The organism is Haladaptatus sp. DYSN1 (assembly GCF_029489995.1).
Lineage (GTDB): Archaea > Halobacteriota > Halobacteria > Halobacteriales > Halococcaceae > QDMS2.
The window spans coordinates 448,181-469,036 of the sequence record NZ_CP120472.1 but is presented as its reverse complement, the minus strand read 5'-3'; the positions used below and the strand labels follow the sequence as shown (position 1 = coordinate 469,036).

Genomic DNA, 20,856 nt, shown 5'->3' with positions numbered 1-20,856 from the left:
CCGTATGGACACAGGTGGCATGGAAATCACGGAAATCGAGACGTTTGCCGTCTCTATCCCCTTAGAAGAGCCGGTGGCATTCGCCACACGCGTCGTCGAAGAGCGGGACCACGCAATCGTGTACGTCAGAACCGCAGACGGAATGGAAGGTCTCGGCTACTCCCTCGGCTACGGCGGGGCACAGCTCATCGCAGACGCTGCCTCGGACGTCCTCGGCCCGATGATAATGGGCGAAGACCCGCGAGATACGGAACGCCTCTGGCGGGAGATGTTCGATGGGACGGTCCAGATTGGCCGGAAAGGCGTGATGCTGCGGGCCATTTCGTGTATCGACATCGCCCTCTGGGATATCAAGGCGAAGGCGGCGGGGATGCCGCTGTACAAACTGCTCGGCGGGAGCAAGGAGAAGATTCCCGCGTACGCGAGCGGCGGGTACTACCGCGAGACGAAGGGACTGGACGGCCTCCGCGAGGAGATGGAAACCTACGTCGACCGCGGGCACGACGTGGTGAAGATGAAAGTAGGCCGCGAATCGCTGGCCGACGAGGTAGAGCGCGTGCGAACGGTTCGGGAGGCAATCGGCCCTCATCGAACGCTGCTCATGGACGCGAACGGCAAGTGGCAGAACAAACAGGAGGCGGTGCGCGCCTGCCGCGCCTTCGCCGAATTCGACCCGTACTTCATCGAGGAACCGGTGATGCCAGACAGCATCGACCTGATGAGCGAGGTGAACGACGCGCTCCCGTATCCGGTCGCCGCGGGTGAACTCGAGTTCAATCGCTACGGCTTCGAGCATCTGATGGACTCGGGAGCGGTCGAAATCGTCCAGCCTGACGTGAGCGTCGTCGGCGGCGTCACAGAGTGGCTTCGCGTCGCCCACGCCGCCGCTGCCCGTGACATTCCAGTGGCTCCCCACTACAACTGGGACCTCCACGTTCACCTGCTTGGGGCCATCGAAAACGGCCTGTGGGCCGAGTTCTTCTACCGCGACTCGGACGTGAAGGCGTTCGACGACGTGCTCGTCCACCCGATGGAGGCGAAAAACGGGATGCTCGAAATACCGGACCGCAACGGTCACGGCGTCGAACTCGACCACGAGGCGCTCGAACGGTTCCGTATCTGACGGCCACAAATGTAGCGACGCGAGGGTTTATGCGACCTCGCGTCACACGTCAACCAGACGCATGCGAGACTTTTCCAACCACGCGACCAACCGCGGAGCGGGACGCGACGTGAAGATTACGGACATCGAGACGTGCATCGTGAAAGGCAACTTCGAGTGGAACCTCGTGAAGGTACACACCGATGCCGGCGTGACCGGCATCGGCGAATCCTACCGCGGCGGTGGGGTCCCCGAGATAATGGAGTACATGAAGCGATTTCTCATCGGGGAGAACCCACTCGACGTCGAACGACTGTTCCGACGGATGGTCCAGGAAACCTCGGGACACAGCGGGACGACCGGCAAAGTCGTGACCGCCGCCACCGGCATCGAAATCGCCCTCTGGGACATCGCCGGAAAGGTCCTCGGCGTGCCAGTCTACCAGTTGCTGGGCGGGAAATACCGTGACGAGGTGCGCATCTACTGTGACTGTCACGCAGGCGAGGCGTTCGCCCTCGAACACGGCTACCACTCGCCCGCCTCAGACGACGCCTACTCGGTCGAAGCCTACGCTCAAGAGGCTGGTCGCGTCGTCGACATGGGCTTCTCTGCGCTCAAGTTCGACTTAGACCAGCCGTTCGACAACCACCCCGATCCGTACAACGGACGGGTGAGCAACGCCGCTATCGAGCGCAAACGAGAGACCGTCGAAGCCATCCGCGACGAAATCGGCTACGACATCGACCTCGCGTTCGACATCCACTGGGACTACTCGATGGACAGCGCAAAACGTATCTGCCAGAAGTTAGAGCCATACGACCTGATGTGGCTCGAAGACCCGGTTCCGCCGGAGAACATGGAAGCCCAGCGCGAGATTACGCGCTTCTCTCGGGTGCCGATTGCGACGGGTGAAAATCGCTTCCGCGTCCACGAGTTCAAGCATCTGCTCTACGACTTCGGCGTCGACATCATCACGCCCGATCCATCCACCTGTGGCGGCCTCGCGGAGTCGAAGGCAATCGCCAATCGCGCAGAGGAGAATTACATCGCGTTCTCGCCGCACAACGTCTGTAGTCCCATCGGGACGATGGCGTGCGTCCACCTCGGCGCGAGCGTGCCGAACTTCGACGTACTCGAATACCACGCTCTCGAAGTGGACTGGTGGGACGACCTGCTCGTCCGTGAGGAACCGCTCATTCAGGACGGCTACATCGAGGTGCCAGAGACGCCCGGCCTCGGCATCGAACTCGACGACGAGGTGGCACAGGAACACCTCCTCGACCCCGGCACGATGTACGCCTGATTCAGCCCTCGAATTGAATTCCGACGACCGACGACGCCGGCGCGTCCACGCCGACGCGTCCGTCTGCTTCTATGGTTACGTCGAGCAACTCCGATTCGAACGCCGCGGCGTTCGCCGCCGTCGTGTGCGCCGCTGGCGCGTGACCCTCGAAGAGAACCCTCGCCTCGACACCGGTCTGTTCTCCATTCCCGTCCATCGCAATCTGGACTGTACGCTCGTCAAGGTCGCGATTGCTGAGGGTGAGGAACACCCCGGACTCGTCGCGGGAGGCGGACGCACTTACCAGTGCCACCTCGGTTGTCTCGTCGCCGTCGACGACGGAGCGCGACGCGGTCTCCACGTCGGTTCGAAGCGCTTTCGAGCCCATATGAGGACGGTAGAGGTCGAACACTCGGTAGGTCGGCGTCGCCCACGCCGACTCCTCGTCGGTCTGAACCATACACTGGAGCACGTTTATCGTCTGTGCGATGTTCGCCATCGAGACCACATCCGCCCGATCGTTGAGCATGTCCAGAACGCCCGCCGCGGTGAGTGCGTCGCGGACCGTCTGTTCCTGTTCGAGACCGTTTGCTGGGGTCGCCTGCGGATGCCAGACTCCCCACTCGTCTACAATGATGCCGACCGACTCGTCGGGGACGAACGACGAGAGTACCGCCGCTGCGCGGTCGACGTCGTCAGCAACGGCCTTCGCTCTCGCGAAAAGTCGGAAGTACTGTTCGTCGGTGAAGTCGGTGTCTTCGCCCGCTTCGTAGTACCGGTGGACGGAGATGTGGTCGAGCAGTTCGTACCCACCGATGTCGGCGATCGCCCCGCTCTCGCCCAGCGTCTGCATGAACTGTCGGTTCCAGTCTGGGTCGTTGTCGCCGCAGGCGACGAGTTCGAGCGACCGTTCGCCGAGCACCCGTTCGAACGCCCGCAGGTAGTTCGCGAACCGACGGTACTCCTGAGCGTAGGTATCCGGGTCGTACCGACCACCACAACCCCAGTTCTCGTTACCGACGCCCCAGTACCTGACGTCGTGGGGTTCCTCGTGACCATTTTTGACTCGTTTTCGTGCATACTCGGTGTCGCCGTCGTGGTTGCAGTACTCTACCCAATCGACTGCCTCGCCAGGAGACCCCGAGCCGACGTTCGCGGCGAGGTAGGGTTCCGCCCCGACGGTGCGACAGACACGGAGGAATTCCTCGGTTCCGAAGGCATTCGACTCCTCCCAGCTGTCGTCGCGCCCCTGCGCCCACCAGAGACTTCGGCGACGCGGGCGCTCCTCCCGCGGACCGATGCCGTCCTCCCAGTGGTAGTCGTCTGCGAAACACCCGCCTGGCCAGCGCAATACTGGCGGGTCGAGAGAAGAGAGAAGCGAGAGCGTGTCGGCGCGAACGCCGTCAATCGTCTCTACGTTCTCATCGTCACCTACCCAGAGGCCGCCGTAGATGCAGCGACCGAGGTGCTCCGCGAAATGACCGTAAATCTCTGGGGCGATGCGGCCGATAGGCGTTGCTGTCCGCACGCGAATCGTATCTGTCATCGGTGTCTAACTCCGTCAGTGAGGTGTGTGGCCACACCGCATCGACGCGTGGGTGGTGACAATATTTTCCTCGTCTTTGCTATTCCGTGCGAAACCGTTCGACTGCGTCCTCGTTCACCGAGACGCCGAGCCCCGGCCCCTGCGGGACGGCGAGCGACCCGCCGGTCGGGTCGAGCGGCGCGTCGAGGAGTTCGTCGCGCAGCGGGTTCTGGCTCCGGTCGAACTCGAACAGCAACGGTTCTGGCACGTTTTCGTTGTGTGGATAGGACGGCAAACTCGCGGCGAACTGAAGGGCGGCGGCCACGCCGACGGCCCCGTTCCAGACGTGCGGGTACACGGCAACGTTCTCGGTGGTGGCCCACTTCGCCAGGAATCGCGACTCTGAAAAGCCGCCGGCACGCCCGAGGTCTGGCTGGATGATGTCCACACCGTGGTCGGCGATGAGGCGTTTGTAGTCGAACCGGCCGAAGTGCGATTCGCCCGTGGCGACGGGCACGTCCACCCGGTCGGTGAGTTTCCGGAGGCCCGTGTAGTCCTCGGGCGGCACCGGCTCCTCTATCCACGTGAGGTCGTAGGGTTCGAGGGCGTTCGCGGACTGAATGGCTTGTTTGAGCCGATAATTGCCGTTGTAATCGACCATCAGGTGGGCGTCGTCACCGAGGAGTTCTCTGGCCGTCGCCACCCGCTCGACGTCGTCTTCGACGCTGCGGCCGATTTTGAGTTTCGCAGCCGTGAACCCCTCTTCGACGGCGCGTTCGATTGGTTCCGCCGGGTCCTCGCCCCACTCGGTAATGTACATCGTCGAGGCGTAGGGTGTCACCGCCTCGGTCTGCTGGCCACCGAGCAATCGGTAGATGGGTTCGCCCGTCGCCTTGCCGATGAGGTCCCAGAGCGCGATGTCCACCGCGCTCACCGCGCTCTGGAGGATGGGGCCGCCACCCAGATTGTAGGCCTCCTGGTGGGTTCGCTCGGTAAGGGTTTCGACCTCGTATGGACTCGCGCCTTCGACCATCGGTGCGAGAACTTCTTCGACGGCCGTCGCGGTCGTCTGTGGCGGAGCCAGCGCCTCGCCGTAGCCCACTTCGCCGGTCGTCGTTTCGACGCGGACGAGCATCGCGCTTCGCGTGTCCATGACGCCGCGGGCGTGACCGAAGGCACGTCCGTCTTCGAGGGGATACGAAAGCGGTATTGCCGCTACTGAATCGACTTGCATAGTCTGAGTCGCGTGGCGCGTCGCATAAAACCTCGTTCCTCGGTAACAGGTTACGCGTCGAGGAATTCGGTCCAGGGGCCGTCGATGTGTGGGTACTCCTCGACCACGTCGAGGTTGACCGTGACGCCGAGGCCCGGGCCGTCGGGGAGCGAGAAGTGACCGCCCTCGATTCCGAGGTCCTCCTGAATGATGTCCTCGGCGAGGGGGAACGGGTACATCCCGGCCACGTCGTCGCCGAAGACGGGGTATTCGAGCGGTTCAGCCATGGGAATCGCGGCGGCGAGGTGGGCGTTCGCCACGAGGCCGAGGTGCGTCCCGAAGTTGTGCGGGAGAAAGGTCACGTCACGGTCTCGGCACGCTTCGACGACTTCCCAGCAACCGGTAAAGCCGCGGTGGTGGCGAACGTCTCCCTGCAGGAAGCCAACGGCATCGGTGTCTGCGAGGGCCAGCAACCCCTCGGGAGATTCCTCGCTCTCGCCACCCGCGAGGGGAACGTCAACTTGGGCGGCAAGCCTGCGGTAGGCGTCGTAGTCGGCGGGGGGAACGGGTTCTTCGAGCCAATACGGGTCGAATGCCTCCATCTCGCGGACGAGCGAGACTAGTTCGTCGAACGAGTAGGACGCATCGCCGAGTTTCCACCAGGTGTGGGCGTCCACCATGATTTCCACGTCGTCGCCGACTGCCTCCCGGATGAGTTCGATGGTTCGCAGGTCCTCGTCGTATCCGAGACCGGGGCGATACTTATACCCGCGAAAGCCGCGGTCTGCGATTGCGCGAGCCTGTTTTGCATAGCCCTCCGGTGGCATGTACATCCCGGCGCTCGCATACAAGGGAAGTTCCGTGCGGACGTCGCCGTCCGCGAGCAGGTCGTAAATCGGCGCACCTTGTCGCTTGCCGAGGATGTCGTGGTACGCGATGTCGACGGCGGAAATCGCCTGCGATTCGAGCATCTCGGGGAGGTCGAGGTCTTCGATTCGCGCTCGAACGTCGGCGGGGCCGGAGAGCGGGCCCTCGGTCAGCGCGGGGGCGACCATGTCTTCGAGGACGCCCGCGAAGTCGCTGTGGGAGGCTCCTTCGAAGTATTCACGCATCGCCGAACTCGTCGCGCCACCCGTCGCGACGCCGCGCTCTCCGTCTGCGGTTTCGACGACGACGAGGACCACGTCGCGCTTCAGCAGGCGGCGAACCCCACCGGCGTAGTGGCGGTCCTGGGGCGGGTCGATGGGCGAGGAGAGATTGTACGCACTAATCGTATCGAGTTGCATGCGAGAGAGTCACTGACACGTGAGTACAAAGAACTGCCGCTTTCGGTAACTATCCTGCTCAGAAGACGTATTCCGGACCTTCTTCGTACTCGAAACGGTCCATGAGGTCCTCCCGGAGCGTAAAGCCGAGGCCGGGTTCGTCGGGGGCGTAAACGCGCCCGTCGCGGATGTCGAACGACTCCTCGAAGAGGTCGGTCATGAGCGGCATGTGGGCCTGCCCGACTTCGAGGATGTGGCAGTTGGGAATCGCCATGGCGAGGTGGATGCTCGCGGCGACGAGGACGCCGCTCCCCCAGGCGTGGGGGGCGACCCGGAGACCGTGCGCGGAGGCGAGCGCCGCGATGCGCTTGATTTCCGTGATGCCACCCGCCCGCGAAACGTCCGGCTGGGCGATGTCCGTCGCGCCCTGTGCAAAGAGGCTCTGGAAGTCAAAGCGCGTCCACTCGCGCTCGCCAGTTGCAATGGGGATGGTCGTGGCCCGGCGCACTTCCGCGAGGCCGGCGTGGTCGTCGGGCGAAATCGGCTCTTCGAACCACGCGAGGTCATAGGGTTCGAGCCGGTCGGCGAGGCGAATAGCGGTCGAAACGTCGAGCGACCCGTGGGCGTCAATCATCAGCTCCACGTCGTCGCCGATGCCCCGCCGGGCGGCCTCGACCCGGCGGACGGTGTTCTCGATGGAGAAACCGTCCTTTCCGACCACGCGCATCTTCACGGCGTCGAACCCCTGGTCTGCGTAGCCGCGCATCTCGGCTTCCGCTTCGTCGCCGGGTGCCCAGCCACCGCTCGCGTAGCCTCGGATGGAGTCACGCACCCCGCCGAGCAAGCGGTAGATGGGCTGGTCGAGTGCCTTTCCCTTCAGGTCCCAGAGGGCGATGTCGAGCCCCGAAATCGCTTCGAGCGTGAGTCCCCGGCGGTCCTCACGTGGTTGAGAGTACCCGCGTTCGAGCGACGGTTTCCATCGCGACCCGTTGTACAGCTTTTCCCACAGGCGTTCTGTGTAAAGCGGGTCTTCGCCCTTCAGCAGCGGCGCGAGTTCGTGTTCGACGATGGACTGAATCGTCGGCGGATTGCCGAGTGACGCACCGACGCCCCGGTGGCCGTCGTCCGTCTCCACGAAAACGAGCGTCGTGTCGGTTTTGATCTTCGTCCCGAGGTCGGTTCGGTGACGTTTTTCCTCCGGAATCCGGTTCGACAGCGGAACCGCTCGTACGTCAGTGATTCGCATGGCTGAGACGACGGTGAGCAATGATATAAGGTTCCGGTCGCCCACCCCCCAACCTACCGCAAAGGCTTATGCGCTGGCCCGTGACGCGATGACATGGCACTGACCGTACAGCCAGCGGACGTACTGGACGCCTACGAGGCCGACGACGGAATCGAACTGCGGCCACTCGTGAGCAGCGACGACCTGATGGTCGTCCGCGTGGACATCGCGCCGGGGGCGACCCTCAGAATCCACGACCACCCCCACGAGCAGGCAGGCTACGTCGCGGAGGGCGCGTTCACGTTCACCGGCGACGAGACCCGCGAAGTTGAGAAGGGCGACGGTTACTACGTCCCGCCGGGGCACAAACACGGCGTCGAAGGCGGCGAGGAACCCGCTGTCGCCATCGACGTGTTCACCCCCGCCCGTGACTCCTACCGAGAGTTGTTCGACCATCTCTGATTATTGGTCGGTGAGCGCGTCCACGCAGACCACGCCGAGTTTCGTTCCGTCCGGGGACGTGACCGCCGCGAATAATTCGCGAATATCTGCGTCGGCGCTCGAAGCGTTATCGAGGGACCGCACACGTACCGTGTAGGCACCCCATCGCAGAATGTCGTCGTCCCCCTCCTGGACCGTCTGATTGCGTTCCTGACCGGCCCGCGAGACAGATTGCCAGCGGTCGATATCGACGCGGTAGGTTCGGTTCGCGGGCGTCTCGTAGGCGACGACGTGGGTCACGACCGGTGCTTCGCCGCTCGTGTAGTCGTTCGGGTCGTACGATGTGAGATTCATCTCGAAATCGCTCGTCCACCCCTCCAGTCCCGTCGCCGACGCGCCGGTCACGACCCGCGGACGCAGTGTCTTCGGATGGGCCGTGGTCGGCGGCGGCGGACAGGCCGACGGAATGTCGGAGGCAATCGCGGCGGCCGCCGGTTCGACTGGGGTTGCCGAGATGGACGTTCCCGTTGCCGTCGAGTCTGGCTGGTTGCCACCCATTACAGGCACGTTCGAGAGGATTCCCGCCTGGGTCACGAGGGCCGCAACGGCCACGACGACGGCGAACGCGGCGAGTCGGGAACGAGCACGGCGGCCCGTAAGTGAGGTGCGAACACGCCCGAGGGCTGCCCCCGTCGTTTCGACCCGCTCCCAGTGAGACGGGCCGAGTGGCCCTGCTTCGAGGTGGTCCTCCCAGAGTTGCTCTCGGTCCGGGCCGGAGAGGCCGTACAGGAAGCGTTCTGCGAGGGCGGATTCAGACACCACCGTCTCGGTCTGATGAGTTCGTGAGAGAAAGGCAACGGCGAGCGGCGTTCGCGCGACGACGAGGTCTACCTCATCGCTAATGAGGGGCGCGAACGCGGTGGCGAGCGTGCTGCTCACGACGCGAATGACGACCCGAGAATCGGATTGCGTCGCCGTGACGAAGACACCGGAAACGGTGGTGTCCCATCCGCGTGCTTCCCAGAGCGCGGCGACGAATTGGACGAATCCGTCCGCTGAGAGTGCACGAATCGCCCGCGTGAATTGTGTTCTGTCGGTCGATTCCATGGTACTATTTGCGTCGGTGAGTGAGGGAAGGCCCCCTTACGACCGGTCGGGGGCGATGAGTTCGATTGGGTGGCGCGTGCCGTCGTCGAAAACGGCGTCGAGTTGTTCGAGACACGAGGTCCCACTCGCGACCTTCTCGCGGTCGTGGTGGCCCGCGAACTCGTCACGGAGATCCGCACCGACGTCCATACTGAGTTCGTAGTATTCGGTTTTGTAACCGAACGACCCGGCCATCCCACAGCACTCCGCGTCCGAGGTCACGACGTCGAAGTTGCGGTCGTTGAGCACGGCCTCGGTGTAGGCTTCGAGCCCCAGGGTGCGCTGCTGACAGTGGCTATGGTAGGCGATTTCGCGCCCGCGCCCGTCCGCGAGTGCTTCTGGGTCCGCGCCGTTTTCGAGCAGTCCGTAGACGTACTCGAACACCTCGTAACTCGCGTCTGAGAGACGTTCGTGGGAGCGTTCGGGAAGCAACTTCTCGTACTCGCTTCTGAACATCGCGAGGTCGCTCGGTTCGACGACGACCACGTCGCGCCCGGCGTCGACGTGTTCTACGAGCGCACCGTACACTTCGCTCGCCCGGGCGTCGGCCGTCGAAATCATCCCCTGCGAGAGGGGTGCGCGCCCGCTCTCGGTCACGTCGGGAATGTGGACGCGAACACCGAGGGCTTCGAGAGTTCGAACCGCCGCTTTCCCGCGCTCGACCTGCACGTAGTTCGTGTAGGGGTCCGCGTAGAGCACGGCTTCGCGCTCTGCGTCGGCCACCGCTGACCCACCTCGGGCGTCGAACCATTTTCTGAGGGTCGTGCGCTCGAAAGAAGGCAGGTCGCGGCGACTGTCAATGCCCACAGTTCGTTCCATTAGGTCGCGGACCGGACCTGCCTGTGCGACCCAGTTCGAGAGCGGGGCTGTCGCGCTCCCGAGTTTGGCGACCGTCTCGAAGTTGCCGAAGAAGCGTTTCTGCAGGTCGATGCCACCTTCCTCTTCGTCGGGGGTGAGGCCGTCTACGAGCCAGTCGAGTTCCGTGTCCTCGCCGCGATTGACCCGGTCGCGGACGACCGTGTTAATCCACGGAATGTCGATTTTCACCGGGCAGGCGGTCACACACCGCGAACACCCGGTACAGAGGTCGTTGAACTCGCCCGCGGTCTCCGTCCCGTAGATGCCCGCTTCCCAGCCGGTGGCGATGCCGCCGGTGTAGGTCTCGCCGCCAAAGGCGTGGCCGCCGACGTGCTGGAAGTTCGCGCAGGTGTTCGCACAGGCCCCACACCGGATGCAGTAGAGCGTCTCGCGCAACTGGTCGTCTTCGCGCATGTCGAGGCGGCCGTTGTCCACCAGCACGAGGTGGAAGTTGCGGTCACCCTCGGCTTCAGAGAGTGGGGCGTCGGAATCGAAATTGAGTGCCGGCGAATCGACCGGCGGCGAGAACATCGAGATGTACTGCGGGAAGTCCTGTCCCGTCGCCGCGCGAGCGATGAGTTCTGTGAAGGGAGTGAGTTGTTCGACGGAAGGGAGCAGTTTTTCGACGCCCGCCACGGCGACGTGGGTGTCGGGCGTGACCGCACACTTGCGAGCGTTCCCCTCGTTCGTGACGATGACGATGCTCCCGCTCTCCGCGAGAACGAAGTTCGCGCCGGTCATGCCCACGTCGGCCTCGACGATTTTGTCGAGCAGGTAGTCCCGGGCGAAGTTCGTCAGTTCCTCCGCGGTTTCGAGCGGTTCGTCGAGGTCGAAGTGGCCGTTGAACAGCTCCGCGATTTCCGCCGTCGATTTGTGGAGCGACGGACCGACGAGATGGGAGGGAGCCTCACCAGCCACCTGAATCACGAACTCGCCGAGGTCCGTCTCGAACACTTCGAACCCGGCCGCTTCGAGGTGGTCGTTGAGTTCGAGTTCTTCCGTGGTCATCGACTTGCTCTTTACGAGAGACTCTGCGTCTTTCTCGTCCATGACCGACTCGATGTAGCGGTTCGCGTCTTCGTCGTCGTCTGCGAGGTAGACCGTCCCGCCGTTCGCCTCCACGCTCTCTCTGACCTGGTCGAGGAGGTCCGGCAGGTTTGCGATGGCGTCTTCCTTGATTGCGCGGGCTTCGGTACGAGCCGCCTCGTAGCTGTCGAAGCGCTCGATGGCGTCGTACCGCTCGCGGTTCATGTGAACCGTGTTTTCGTGGATGGTGTCGCGTTCGGTTTCGAGCAGGTGGCGGATGTGTTCCGCCTTGCGTCGTGCGTCGCTCATTTGTCACTCACGACGATGACGTGGATGTTCTTTGGCCCGTGGACGCCGTAGACGAGCGCGCCCATGTCGCCGGTCGCACTCGGCCCCGTGGCGAGGACGAGGCTGTCGTCGCCCGCGTCGAACTCGTCAGCGAGTTGGTCGACGAGCGTCGGCACGTCTTCAAGCAGTTGGCTCTGCTTGACGACAGCGACGTGATTCTCCGGGTAGAGGCTCACCGCCTCAGAGCCCTTTTCGTCTGAAGGAACCGCGAGGGTGCCGTATGCGGCCACGGCGTGGCGAACGCCCGTGACGCCGGTCTCGGCAGCAAGCAGTTCGTCAGGCGTCGGGTCCACCGTAACCGGTGCGTCACCGTAGGAGAGGTCCGGGTCTTCGAAATCGATGCCGACAGCCGGTTCGACGACTGCGTCAGCCACCGCATCGGCGAATTCGTCACTGGTCGTCTGCGTGAGGGTTGTGCCCTGCGCCCGCAACGACGTCTCGAACGAAGCGGTCGGTTCTGTAGCCATACATGTCACACTCGACCGGAGTGGGTTAATGTTTGCTTGTCATGGCCACGCATACGCGGCAACGCTTTCCCCCTCTCACTCGAACAGCGCCCGCAGGTCGGTGATAGTCTCGTCTGGGGCTGGTCCGTCCGCGGTCTCCCTCGCGTGAGCGGTCACGAGGATACCATCGATGCCGGCCGCACGTGCGCCCGCGATGTCTGCATCGGGCGAGTCGCCGACCATCGCAATCTGCCCAGAGAGCCCCGAGAGTGCCTGTTCGAACAATGTCGCGTGTGGTTTACCGACCACCACGGGATCCCTCCCGACGGTCGCTCGAATCGCCGCGACGAGCGCGCCGGTCCCCGGTTCGAGGCCGCGAGGCGTCGGGTAGCTTCCGTCTTCGTTCGCGGCAACGAATCGCGCGTCGTGGTCGAGAATCTGTCTCGCTGCTTGCGCGATGTCGTCGTAGGTGACGGTGCGGTCGAGGCCGACGACGACGGCGTCTGCGGGTGCATCCGTGACGGCGATTCCCACCCGCCGAATTTCCGTTTTGAATCCCTCCGGGGCGAGAACGTAGGCTGACTCAACGCCTTCAGCCTGCAGATACTGCGCCGTCGCCGAGGCGGCGGTGAACACCTCGTCTGTAGACGCCTCAACGCCCAAGTCGCGGAGTCGCGCTGCGATTTCCTCGCGAGTCGACCGGGAGTTGTTGGTGACGAACCTGACTGGCGTGTCACATTCACGGAGGCGAGCGATGGACTCGACTGCTCCGCGGACGGGTTCGTCACCGACGTACACCACGCCATCGAGGTCGAAGCAAAACGCGTCGTACCGGGTTGCGAGCATTGCCTGAGCTTCGCCGTCCCCGCACTTGAGTCTCACGTCGGATGAGTGGGGTGACGGGTGCTTGAGAATCGACCAGTCTGTGCCGTGGGAACTTTCCGCTGTCCAAGGCTATAAGGCGATTTGCCGGGTGTGTCCACGTATGACAGACGGGGTCAGCACCATCACCGAGACGTACAGCATCCACTCGCCCGCAGCCATCAGGTACGGCGTCGGGGCGACCGAGGAACTGGTCGAGTTCGCCACGACGGAGGAGGTAGAACGGGCACTGGTCGTCACCGACGAGGACATCGTCGCGGCGGGCGTCGTCGAACCCGTCGTTACCGCGCTCGAACGCGCCGACGTGACGGTGTCCACCTACGACGGCGTGAAACCGGAACCGAAACTCTCGATGGTCGAGGACGTGGTTTCCGTCCTCGCCGAAGACGATTTCGACCTCGTGCTGGGCGTGGGTGGCGGGAGCAGCATGGACACGGCGAAGGTCGCCGCCGCGCTCGCCGTCCACGACGTGCCCATCAGGAGCGTCGTCGGGATGGGGAACGTCCCGGGGAAGGGCCTCCCGCTCGTCCTCCTTCCCACTACCGCGGGCACGGGCAGTGAAGTCACTCACATCGGCGTCTTCTCCGACGCCCAGGACGGCGGGAACAAGGTCGTCGTCTACTCCGAACACCTGTTCGCCGACCTCGCAATCGTGGACCCCGCGCTCACCGAATCCCTGCCGAAACCCGTGGCGGCCGCGACGGGGATGGACGCGCTCACCCACGCCATCGAAGCCTACGTCACCATGCTTCGAACGCCGTACTCAGACGGCCTCGCCCGACAGGCAATCGAGTTGCTCGGGAACAACCTTCGGGCCGCAGTCCACCAGGGGCCGAACAACGACGAAGCGCGATACAACGTGAGTTTCGCCGCGACGATTGCGGGCCAGGCGTTCGTCAACTCCGGCCTCGGGGCGGTCCACGCGCTGACCTACCCGCTCGGCATCGAGTACGGTATCGGCCACGGCCTCGCGAACGCCGTCTTGCTCCCGCACGTCATGGCGTACAACCTGCCCGCAGAACCGGAACGCTACGCCGAAATTGCACGACTGCTCGGCGAGGAACGCGAATCCGGCGACACCACGCTGGACATGGCGAAAAAGAGCGTCGACGCCGTCTTCGCGCTCAACGAGGACATCGGGATTCCGACCCAAATCCGCGACCTCGGCGAAATCGACCGCGAAGAGTTTACGGACTTCGCGGACACCTGTTTCGAATACTCGAAACACAACATCGACCGCAACCCCCGGTCACTCACCCGGGAGGACGTGGTCGAAATCTTCGAAAACGCCTACTGACTCAGGCGAGGTCGAACAGTTCCTGCCCCGGAGCCAGATGCGGTTCGATGGCGTCGGGGTCGAGTTCGATACCGAGGCCCGGTTTTTCGGGCACTTCGATGACGCCGTCTTCGATGAGCGGGCCGCCAGTGTGCATGTCGTCCCACCACTCGACCTCACGGGCGTGCCATTCGAGTGCGAAGGCATTTGGAACCGTCGCGCAGGTGTGGACGCTCGCGATGGTCCCGACCGGACTCGAGATGTTGTGTGGGGCGACCGGAATGTCGAAGGCGTCTGCGAGCGTCGCAATTTTCCGGAATTCGAGCAGGCCGCCACACTTCTGGATGTCCGGGGCGATGATGTCCACCGCCTGTTCGGTGACGAACGGGACGAACCCTTCGACGCGAGTGAGGTTCTCGCCGGCGAGAATTGGTGTCTGCGTCCCGTCGGTGACCTTCAGATGGGCGTCCACGTTCTCCGGTGGAACCGGGTCTTCGATCCAGTCGAGGTCGAACGGTTCGACGCCGCGTGCGATTTTCACCGCCGTCTCCGTCGAGAAGTTCCAGTGGAGGTCGAATCCGAGCGTCGGGTCGGTGCCAATCTCCTCGCGCACGGCCTCCACAATGTCGATTTTGTGCTGGATGGCGTCGTTCGAGAGTCGTCGAGTTGCCGTGTCTGCATCCTCGATTTTCACGTCGAGGTCGAACTTGAGCGCGTCGAAGCCCTCGTCTACGACCTCGCGGGCGACGCTGGCGTACGACTCGGGCGAGTAGATTTCCCGGGGGTCTGCGTCCGTCGCCTCCGCGAGATTCTCACCCGCGTGGCAGTCTGCGTAAATCTCCACCTCGTCGCGGTACTTTCCGCCGAGCAACTGGTACACCGGGAGCCCGGTGACCTTGCCAGCGATGTCCCAGAGGGCGATTTCGATGCCGCTCACCGCCGCCTGTGAGTAGCCGAGCGACCCGCCGAGTCCCGAGACGAGCTGGGTCATGTGTTCGACGAGTCGGTCTACGTCGAGTGGATTTTGCCCGACCAGCCCGGGTTTGAGAAACTCGACGTACTCGCCTGCCGGACCGGGAAACGCCTCCCCGATGCCGTACACGTCCGAATCGGTTTCGACCTTGATGAGGTTCCACGGGAAGTTCCCCTCGACCACGACACACTCGATACCCGTGATTTGCACGTCTCGTTCGGCAGCGCGTCGCTGGCCCGACTCGCGGAGGTCGCGCCACCCCTGCCCGCCGGTCATATCTGCCACTAACTGTCGGTACTTCGACTGTTGCATACACCGAGACGGTTGCTAGCGACTCACAAAGAGGTTCGGGTCCCGACGAATGTTAGGGATACAGATTAGTCCCGTTCCGGGCGTGGGGTGTACGTCTCCAAATCGACGTTCGGATACAGGACGGCGTCGAGCGTGACCAACTCCTCTGCCACGGTGTTCGCCGTTTCGATTGCCTGTGAGAACACCCGACGAGGCTCGACGATACCGTCGGCCCACGCATCGGTCGTCGTACCGTCCGCCGCGAGGCCGACCGATGCGGGCTGGGTTTCTGCGGTCGAGTGGGCGACGCGGAGCGCGGCCAGCGCGTCGATGGGGTCTGCCCCCGCGTTCTCCGCGAGCGCGACGGGCACCTGTTCCAGCGCCTCCGCGAACGCTTCGACGGCGAGTTGCTCGACGTCGGGGATGGTCGGCGCGTACTCGCGCAATTCCTGCGCCACCGCCATCGCTGGTGCGCCCGCACCGGGAAGCACCTGTGCGTCCATCACCGCAAGCGCCGTCACTTCGAGGGCGTCCGCCAGTACGCGTTCGTGCTGGGTACGGGCCGTCTCCGTCTCCACGTCCACGACGAGCGTGAAGACGCCACCGTCACACCCCTCGAAGAAGGTCCACTTCTCGTCGCCAACCCGGCGTTCAGTTACCTGTGGGACGGTCCCGAGCCGGTCCGGCGTGAGGTCCGTGAGGTCGCCGACGACGGTTGCGTCGCATGCCCGCGCGAGACGGTACACGTCGGAGAGCGGGTACTCGACTTCGTCCACGACGGCGACGCCGTGTCGGTCGAGGGCGGTGCGAATCCGGTCGTCGACCGCCGGCTGGGAGACGAGCACGTCCACACCGAGGCTGGCAACCTGCGCGGCGACGCCGTCGAGATGCGCGTCGAGTTCCTGCGTGTACGTCTCCAACTGTTCGAGCGTCTCGACAGTGACTCCCGACTCCTTCCCCTCGCCGAAGGTGGCACCGGTTCGCTCGAAGTCGATTTCTCGGTCGATGAGCGCCACCGTCGCATCCTCGACGGGGTCGAGCAGCGACCAGTCGAACTCGGTCTTCGCCCGTTCTGACTCGTGGAGTGGGCCAGGGAACCGCCGGACGATAAGTCCCTCGTAGAAGCCACCTTCACCGGGGGGTGCACTGAGCAATTTCACGTCGTCCGTGTCCAACCACTCGCCGTCCGTCGCCCGAGAGAGCGCCTGCACCGCTTCTACCACCCGACTCGCGTACGTCTCGCGTGTTTCCGCGTCGAGGTCGCTCGTCATCGACGTCGCGGCGACCTGTCGAAGGCGGACTGTGTTTTCGACCGTGACCTCGCGGGCCAGTTCGTCGAGCACCTCGCCGGCGCGGGCGGCGGCCATGGCATACCCGATGACGACGTTCCCGGGGTGGAGTCCCTCCTCAATGCGGTCGAGACCGTTGTCCACGAGCGCCGCGGTGAGCACGATGGCCGTCGTCGACCCGTCTGCGAGCCCCGTCTGCATCGAATCGATGGCATCGACGAACAATGCGGCGACGGGATGGTTGAACCCCTCGCCGCGTTCGACGGCGTCGAGAATCTGACTCGCGTCTGCGGTCTGGACCGTCTCGGGTTCGTCCTGGAGATTCTTCGTGCGAATCTGTTTTTCCATGCCGAGCGGGCCGAGTGTCGAGCGAACGAGCGATTCGACCCCCCTCGTCGCTAACTGGACGTATCTGCGCGCCTCCTCGTCGCGAATCGTCCACTCGCCACTTTCGACGGCGGCATACCCGATCTCGTCGCGTCCGCGTTCCATGGCCACTCTTGGGGCACCCCTGTGATAAATGTGACCGTGTCATCGGCTGTCTCGAAACCGGCCGCAGTGGGCGGTTTTCAGAACGGTGATTGCCGCGTCTCAGTCCTCTGCGGGGAGTTCGGCGTCACGGGTGTCGAGCGCCGAATCGAAGGCATCCTTCATCGCCTGTCCGCCTTGCAGGAGGTAGCGGGTGTCCGTTCCGACGATGAGCCAGTCGAAGCCGAGTTCCATCCACCGGTCTACGTCTTCTTCACTGACGGCCAACGACCCGACGGGGACATCTTCGTCCCCGGCAACCGAAAGGACGTGATTCATCGCGTCGAGCACCTTCTGGTCGCCCCACTGACCGACCACACCGAGCGACGCAGAGAGGTCGGATGGACCAACGAAGAGCGCGTCTACGCCCTCGACGGCGGCGATTTCCGCGGCGTTCTCGACGGCTTTCTTCGTCTCGATCTGGATGATGGTGACCAGTTCGTCGTTCGCCTTCGAGACGTACTCGTCGAACTTTGTGCCGTACGCCGAGGCGCGTCCCCCGGCGAGTCCACGAATCCCCTCCGGTGGGTAGCGCATCGCCTCGACGGCGGCGCGAGCCTCCTCCGCTGTCTCGACCATCGGGACCATGACGCCCGCCACGCCGATATCGAGGACGCGCTTTATCTCGACCGGGTCGTTCCACGGAACCCTGACGATGGCCGCGGGCGAACTGCCGTAATCGACCGACCGGACGAGATTCTCCACTGTCTCTAAGCTGTTGGACGTGTGCTCGATGTCGATGACGACGAAGTCGAAGTCGATGAGGCCGTTTATCTCTGCGACCTTCGGGTGCCCAATCGAGAGCCAGTTGGCGACGAGGTTCTCACCGCTCCGGAGCGCTGCCGCGAACTCTGTATCCATGAGGTCACCGACTCACTCGATGACTATGATACTTTCTCTTGGTAACACGGACCAAGCCGGTCACCTCGTACAGTAAAGTAATCGGGGTTCGATAGCTAGCACTGACCACACATGCGAACAGAACGAGGCTCCCACCGGACCGATGGCTGAAGACCACCCTTCGAGCGAGCGAACGACGCTTTCCCCGAAGACGGCGGTGTCGTACCTGCGACGACACGACGTGCTCACTGACGGCGAAGACGCGACGGCAGAATCGCTCGGCGGCGGCGTCTCGAACGCCGTCGTCAAGGTCGAAGCAGGGGATGAGGCCTACGTCCTGAAACAACCCCATCCAAACCTCGCGGTGGAGGACGACTGGCCCGCAGATGTCTCTCGGGTGCACAACGAGGCGGCCGCCGCTCGCGCCTACGACTCGATTCTCGCCAACGGTGCAGTCGCTGGCCTTCGCGTCCCGGGAGTCGCCACAGAGAGTCACGACGACCACATCATCGTCATCGACTGCGCCCCCGACGGGGCGACGATGTGGAAAACCGACCTGCTCGCAGGGACGGTGGACGCGAGCGTCGCGCACCGCCTCGGTCAGTTTCTCGGAACGGCCCACCGCGTCGCTGCGGGCCGACCAGACATCCGCGAACGGTTCGCGGATAAGACGCCGTTCGACCAGTTACGGGTGGACCCCTACCACCGGACGACGGCGAAGCACCATCCAGAACTCGAAGCGCCGATTCTGGCGGAGGCAGAACGCGTCCTCGCCGCAGACCGGACGCTCGTCCACGGCGACTTCAGTCCGAAAAACGTCCTCGTCAACCCGGGTACGGACGCGCTCTGGGTCCTCGATTTCGAAGTAGCCCACTGGGGTGACCCCGCCTTCGACACCGGATTCATGCTCAACCACCTCTGTATCAAGGCCGTCCACGTCGCCTCCCACCGTGAGGAGTTTCTCGACGCCGCACTCGCCTTCTGGGAGGCCTACACCGACGCGGCGGGGTGGGACGTGGAACGCGACACGACAGCGGAACTCGCGGTGCTCATGCTCGCCCGGGTGGACGGGAAGTCACCGGTCGAGTACACGGACGCGGAGACGGAGGCCACCCTCCGGCGTATCGCCACGCGGGCGTTACGTGAACCGGTAGAGCGCGTCCCGGCGTTCGTCGAACTCGTCCGGGAGGAAGCGCGATGATTACCGACGTAGACGCGTGGGAAGTGCTCGACTCGCGAGGAAACCCGACCGTGCGCGTCGCCGCCCACACGGCGTCAGAACGCGGCGTGTTCACGGTTCCGTCCGGAGCGAGCACGGGGGCGCACGAGGTGCTCGAACGCAGAGATGGTGAGGGACGGTACGACGGGAGGGGCGTCCGTGAGGCGGTTCGCGCCGTCCGGCAGGAACTCGCACCGGAAGTGGTCGGCGCAGACCCGACCGACCAACGTGCAATCGACGCGAGAATCGAGGACTGCGACGGGACGGACAATCTCTCGCGACTCGGCGGCAACGCCGTTCTCGGCGTATCCGGTGCGATTGTACACCTCGCGAGCAACGTCCGCGACGAACCGCTGTACGAAACCCTCGCAACAGAGACTCCGGGACGACTCCCCCGCCCCATGGTGAACATCCTTAGCGGCGGCCTCCACGCACGGGGCGGCGTTGAGATTCAAGACTTCCTCGTCGTGCCCCGCGGAGCGACCACCTACCGGGAAGCACTCGAAACCGCATGGGCGGTCAGAGACGCCGTCCGTGCACGAATCGAGGCAGACGGCCACCGCCCGCTCGTCGCCGACGAAGGTGGGTACGCACCGCCACTCGACCGCATCGACGACGCCTTCGACCTGCTCGAGCACAGCGTTCGCGACGCCGGATTCGAACCACACCGAGACGACGTTGCATTCGCCGTCGACGTCGCGGCGAGCCACTTCTACGACGCCGAGAGCGAAACCTACGAACTGTCGAGTGTGGGGCGAACGCTCGACCGCGACGAACTGACCGACCTCGTCGCCTCGTGGGCCGACCGCTACCCACTCGTTTCCGTCGAGGACCCGCTGGCGGAGGACGACTGGGCCGGGTGGCAGCGCCTCGCAACCCGCCTCGACGGGGTGCAGCTGCTCGGCGACGACCTGCTCGTCACCGACGCGGCGCGAATCGAGCGGGCTATCGAGACTGGAGCGGCGAACGCGGTTTTGGTAAAACCGAATCAAGCCGGAACCATCACCCGTGCCCGCGAGGCTGTGGTCACGGCCCGAGACGTCGGCCTCGCGACGGTCGTTTCGGCGCGGTCTGGCGAGACGAGCGACACCACCATCGCTGACCTGGCAGTCGGCCTCGACGCCGGCCAGATAAAAATCGGCTCGCTCGCCCGGTCAGAGCGGCTCGCGAAGTACAATCGCCTGCTCGAAATCGACCGAGAACTGGACACGGGGCTGGCCGCAGATCCCATCCTCTGAAAATTGCATCGGAGGTCGCACGCCACACCAGCCCCGACATTTATCACCTCCCTCTCGCATGTGAAGGTATGACAGGCGACTACTCGATGACGCTCGTAACCGACGTAGAACCGAAGCCGTCGGCGAGTTCCGGGACCGACCACGTCGATTTGGTCAGCGAACTCGGTTGTACGGAGATGCGACCGAAGGTGTGGTACCTCTCGCCGGGGGACGCGATGAGCTATCACCGGCAGACAGAACAGGAGGAGTTCTACTACGTTCTCTCCGGGCCGGGCCGGATGAAAATCGAAGACGAACTCCACGACGTGCCCGAGGGGACGGCCGTTCGCATTCCGCCGGAGACGCGCCGCCAGGTGTTGAACGACACTGAGGGCGAACACGTCTGGCTCATCGTCGGCGCACCACCGGCTCTGGACGACGGCAGACCAGCCAACGACGAATAA

The 20,856-nt window shown here is 64.1% G+C and carries 18 protein-coding genes; 7 read left to right on the top strand and 11 right to left on the bottom strand.

All coding sequences use genetic code 11. The features are described from left to right. The first annotated feature begins 19 nt into the window (after window positions 1–19). Window positions 20–1,123 carry a mandelate racemase/muconate lactonizing enzyme family protein gene (locus tag P0648_RS19780; RefSeq protein WP_277506153.1) on the top strand — a complete coding sequence of 368 codons (1,104 nt, stop codon included), beginning with the start codon at window positions 20–22 and terminating at the stop codon, window positions 1,121–1,123. Between the two features lie 61 nt (window positions 1,124–1,184). Then, window positions 1,185–2,405, top strand: coding sequence for a mandelate racemase/muconate lactonizing enzyme family protein (locus P0648_RS19775; protein WP_276248910.1), 1,221 nt, complete (start codon window positions 1,185–1,187; stop codon window positions 2,403–2,405). A gap of 1 nt (window position 2,406) precedes the next feature. Here the strand turns inward: P0648_RS19775 and P0648_RS19770 are convergent, their stop codons facing one another. The 4 genes from P0648_RS19770 to P0648_RS19755 form a co-directional block, all read right to left on the bottom strand. Next, on the bottom strand, window positions 2,407–3,930 hold the full coding sequence (locus P0648_RS19770; RefSeq protein WP_277506152.1) for an alpha-N-arabinofuranosidase: 1,524 nt from the start codon (window positions 3,928–3,930) through the stop codon (window positions 2,407–2,409). 79 nt (window positions 3,931–4,009) lie between these two features. Further along, window positions 4,010–5,143 (bottom strand): mandelate racemase/muconate lactonizing enzyme family protein, encoded by a 1,134-nt coding sequence (locus tag P0648_RS19765; RefSeq protein WP_276275200.1) that lies wholly within the window; start codon window positions 5,141–5,143, stop codon window positions 4,010–4,012. Window positions 5,144–5,193: 50 nt separating this feature from the next. Next, window positions 5,194–6,408: a mandelate racemase/muconate lactonizing enzyme family protein gene (locus P0648_RS19760; protein WP_276275201.1), complete on the bottom strand. Its 1,215-nt coding sequence runs from the start codon at window positions 6,406–6,408 to the stop codon at window positions 5,194–5,196. Between the two features lie 58 nt (window positions 6,409–6,466). Further along, window positions 6,467–7,633 carry a mandelate racemase/muconate lactonizing enzyme family protein gene (locus P0648_RS19755; protein WP_277506149.1) on the bottom strand — a complete coding sequence of 389 codons (1,167 nt, stop codon included), beginning with the start codon at window positions 7,631–7,633 and terminating at the stop codon, window positions 6,467–6,469. 93 nt (window positions 7,634–7,726) lie between these two features. Between P0648_RS19755 and P0648_RS19750 the strand changes: the two genes are divergently transcribed. Continuing rightward, a complete protein-coding gene (locus tag P0648_RS19750; RefSeq protein WP_276275203.1) occupies window positions 7,727–8,074 on the top strand; it encodes a cupin domain-containing protein in 348 nt (115 codons plus the stop codon). On the opposite strand, the gene P0648_RS19745 is transcribed toward P0648_RS19750, so the two are convergent. From P0648_RS19745 to P0648_RS19730, 4 genes are all read right to left on the bottom strand, one after another. Further along, window positions 8,075–9,160: a hypothetical protein gene (locus P0648_RS19745; protein WP_276275204.1), complete on the bottom strand. Its 1,086-nt coding sequence runs from the start codon at window positions 9,158–9,160 to the stop codon at window positions 8,075–8,077. A gap of 36 nt (window positions 9,161–9,196) precedes the next feature. Beyond that, window positions 9,197–11,392 (bottom strand): LUD domain-containing protein, encoded by a 2,196-nt coding sequence (locus P0648_RS19740; protein WP_276275205.1) that lies wholly within the window; start codon window positions 11,390–11,392, stop codon window positions 9,197–9,199. Next, window positions 11,389–11,898, bottom strand: coding sequence for an LUD domain-containing protein (locus P0648_RS19735; RefSeq protein WP_276248902.1), 510 nt, complete (start codon window positions 11,896–11,898; stop codon window positions 11,389–11,391). Before P0648_RS19735 ends, P0648_RS19740 begins: the two co-directional genes overlap by 4 nt. A gap of 75 nt (window positions 11,899–11,973) precedes the next feature. Beyond that, window positions 11,974–12,723, bottom strand: a complete 750-nt coding sequence (locus P0648_RS19730; protein ID WP_277506146.1) for an HAD-IIA family hydrolase — start codon at window positions 12,721–12,723, stop codon at window positions 11,974–11,976. Window positions 12,724–12,862: 139 nt separating this feature from the next. On the opposite strand from P0648_RS19730, the gene P0648_RS19725 reads away from it, so the two are divergent. After that, window positions 12,863–14,056, top strand: coding sequence for an iron-containing alcohol dehydrogenase (locus P0648_RS19725; protein WP_276248900.1), 1,194 nt, complete (start codon window positions 12,863–12,865; stop codon window positions 14,054–14,056). A 1-nt stretch (window position 14,057) separates the two neighbouring features. Here P0648_RS19725 and P0648_RS19720 read toward each other — a convergent pair whose 3' ends face one another. The 3 genes from P0648_RS19720 to P0648_RS19710 form a co-directional block, all read right to left on the bottom strand. Further along, the gene (locus tag P0648_RS19720) at window positions 14,058–15,320 is read right to left on the bottom strand and encodes a mandelate racemase/muconate lactonizing enzyme family protein (RefSeq protein ID WP_276248899.1); all 1,263 of its coding nucleotides are present in this window, start codon (window positions 15,318–15,320) and stop codon (window positions 14,058–14,060) included. 65 nt (window positions 15,321–15,385) lie between these two features. Further along, window positions 15,386–17,080 carry a TCP-1/cpn60 chaperonin family protein gene (locus P0648_RS19715; protein WP_277506145.1) on the bottom strand — a complete coding sequence of 565 codons (1,695 nt, stop codon included), beginning with the start codon at window positions 17,078–17,080 and terminating at the stop codon, window positions 15,386–15,388. A 99-nt stretch (window positions 17,081–17,179) separates the two neighbouring features. Then, window positions 17,180–17,977 carry an HpcH/HpaI aldolase/citrate lyase family protein gene (locus tag P0648_RS19710; protein ID WP_276248897.1) on the bottom strand — a complete coding sequence of 266 codons (798 nt, stop codon included), beginning with the start codon at window positions 17,975–17,977 and terminating at the stop codon, window positions 17,180–17,182. A 142-nt stretch (window positions 17,978–18,119) separates the two neighbouring features. On the opposite strand from P0648_RS19710, the gene P0648_RS19705 reads away from it, so the two are divergent. From P0648_RS19705 to P0648_RS19695, 3 genes are all read left to right on the top strand, one after another. Beyond that, window positions 18,120–19,157 (top strand): phosphotransferase family protein, encoded by a 1,038-nt coding sequence (locus P0648_RS19705; RefSeq protein ID WP_277506144.1) that lies wholly within the window; start codon window positions 18,120–18,122, stop codon window positions 19,155–19,157. Beyond that, window positions 19,154–20,413: a phosphopyruvate hydratase gene (eno, locus tag P0648_RS19700; protein WP_277506143.1), complete on the top strand. Its 1,260-nt coding sequence runs from the start codon at window positions 19,154–19,156 to the stop codon at window positions 20,411–20,413. Before P0648_RS19705 ends, eno begins: the two co-directional genes overlap by 4 nt. A 68-nt stretch (window positions 20,414–20,481) precedes the next feature. After that, window positions 20,482–20,856 (top strand): cupin domain-containing protein, encoded by a 375-nt coding sequence (locus P0648_RS19695; RefSeq protein ID WP_277506142.1) that lies wholly within the window; start codon window positions 20,482–20,484, stop codon window positions 20,854–20,856.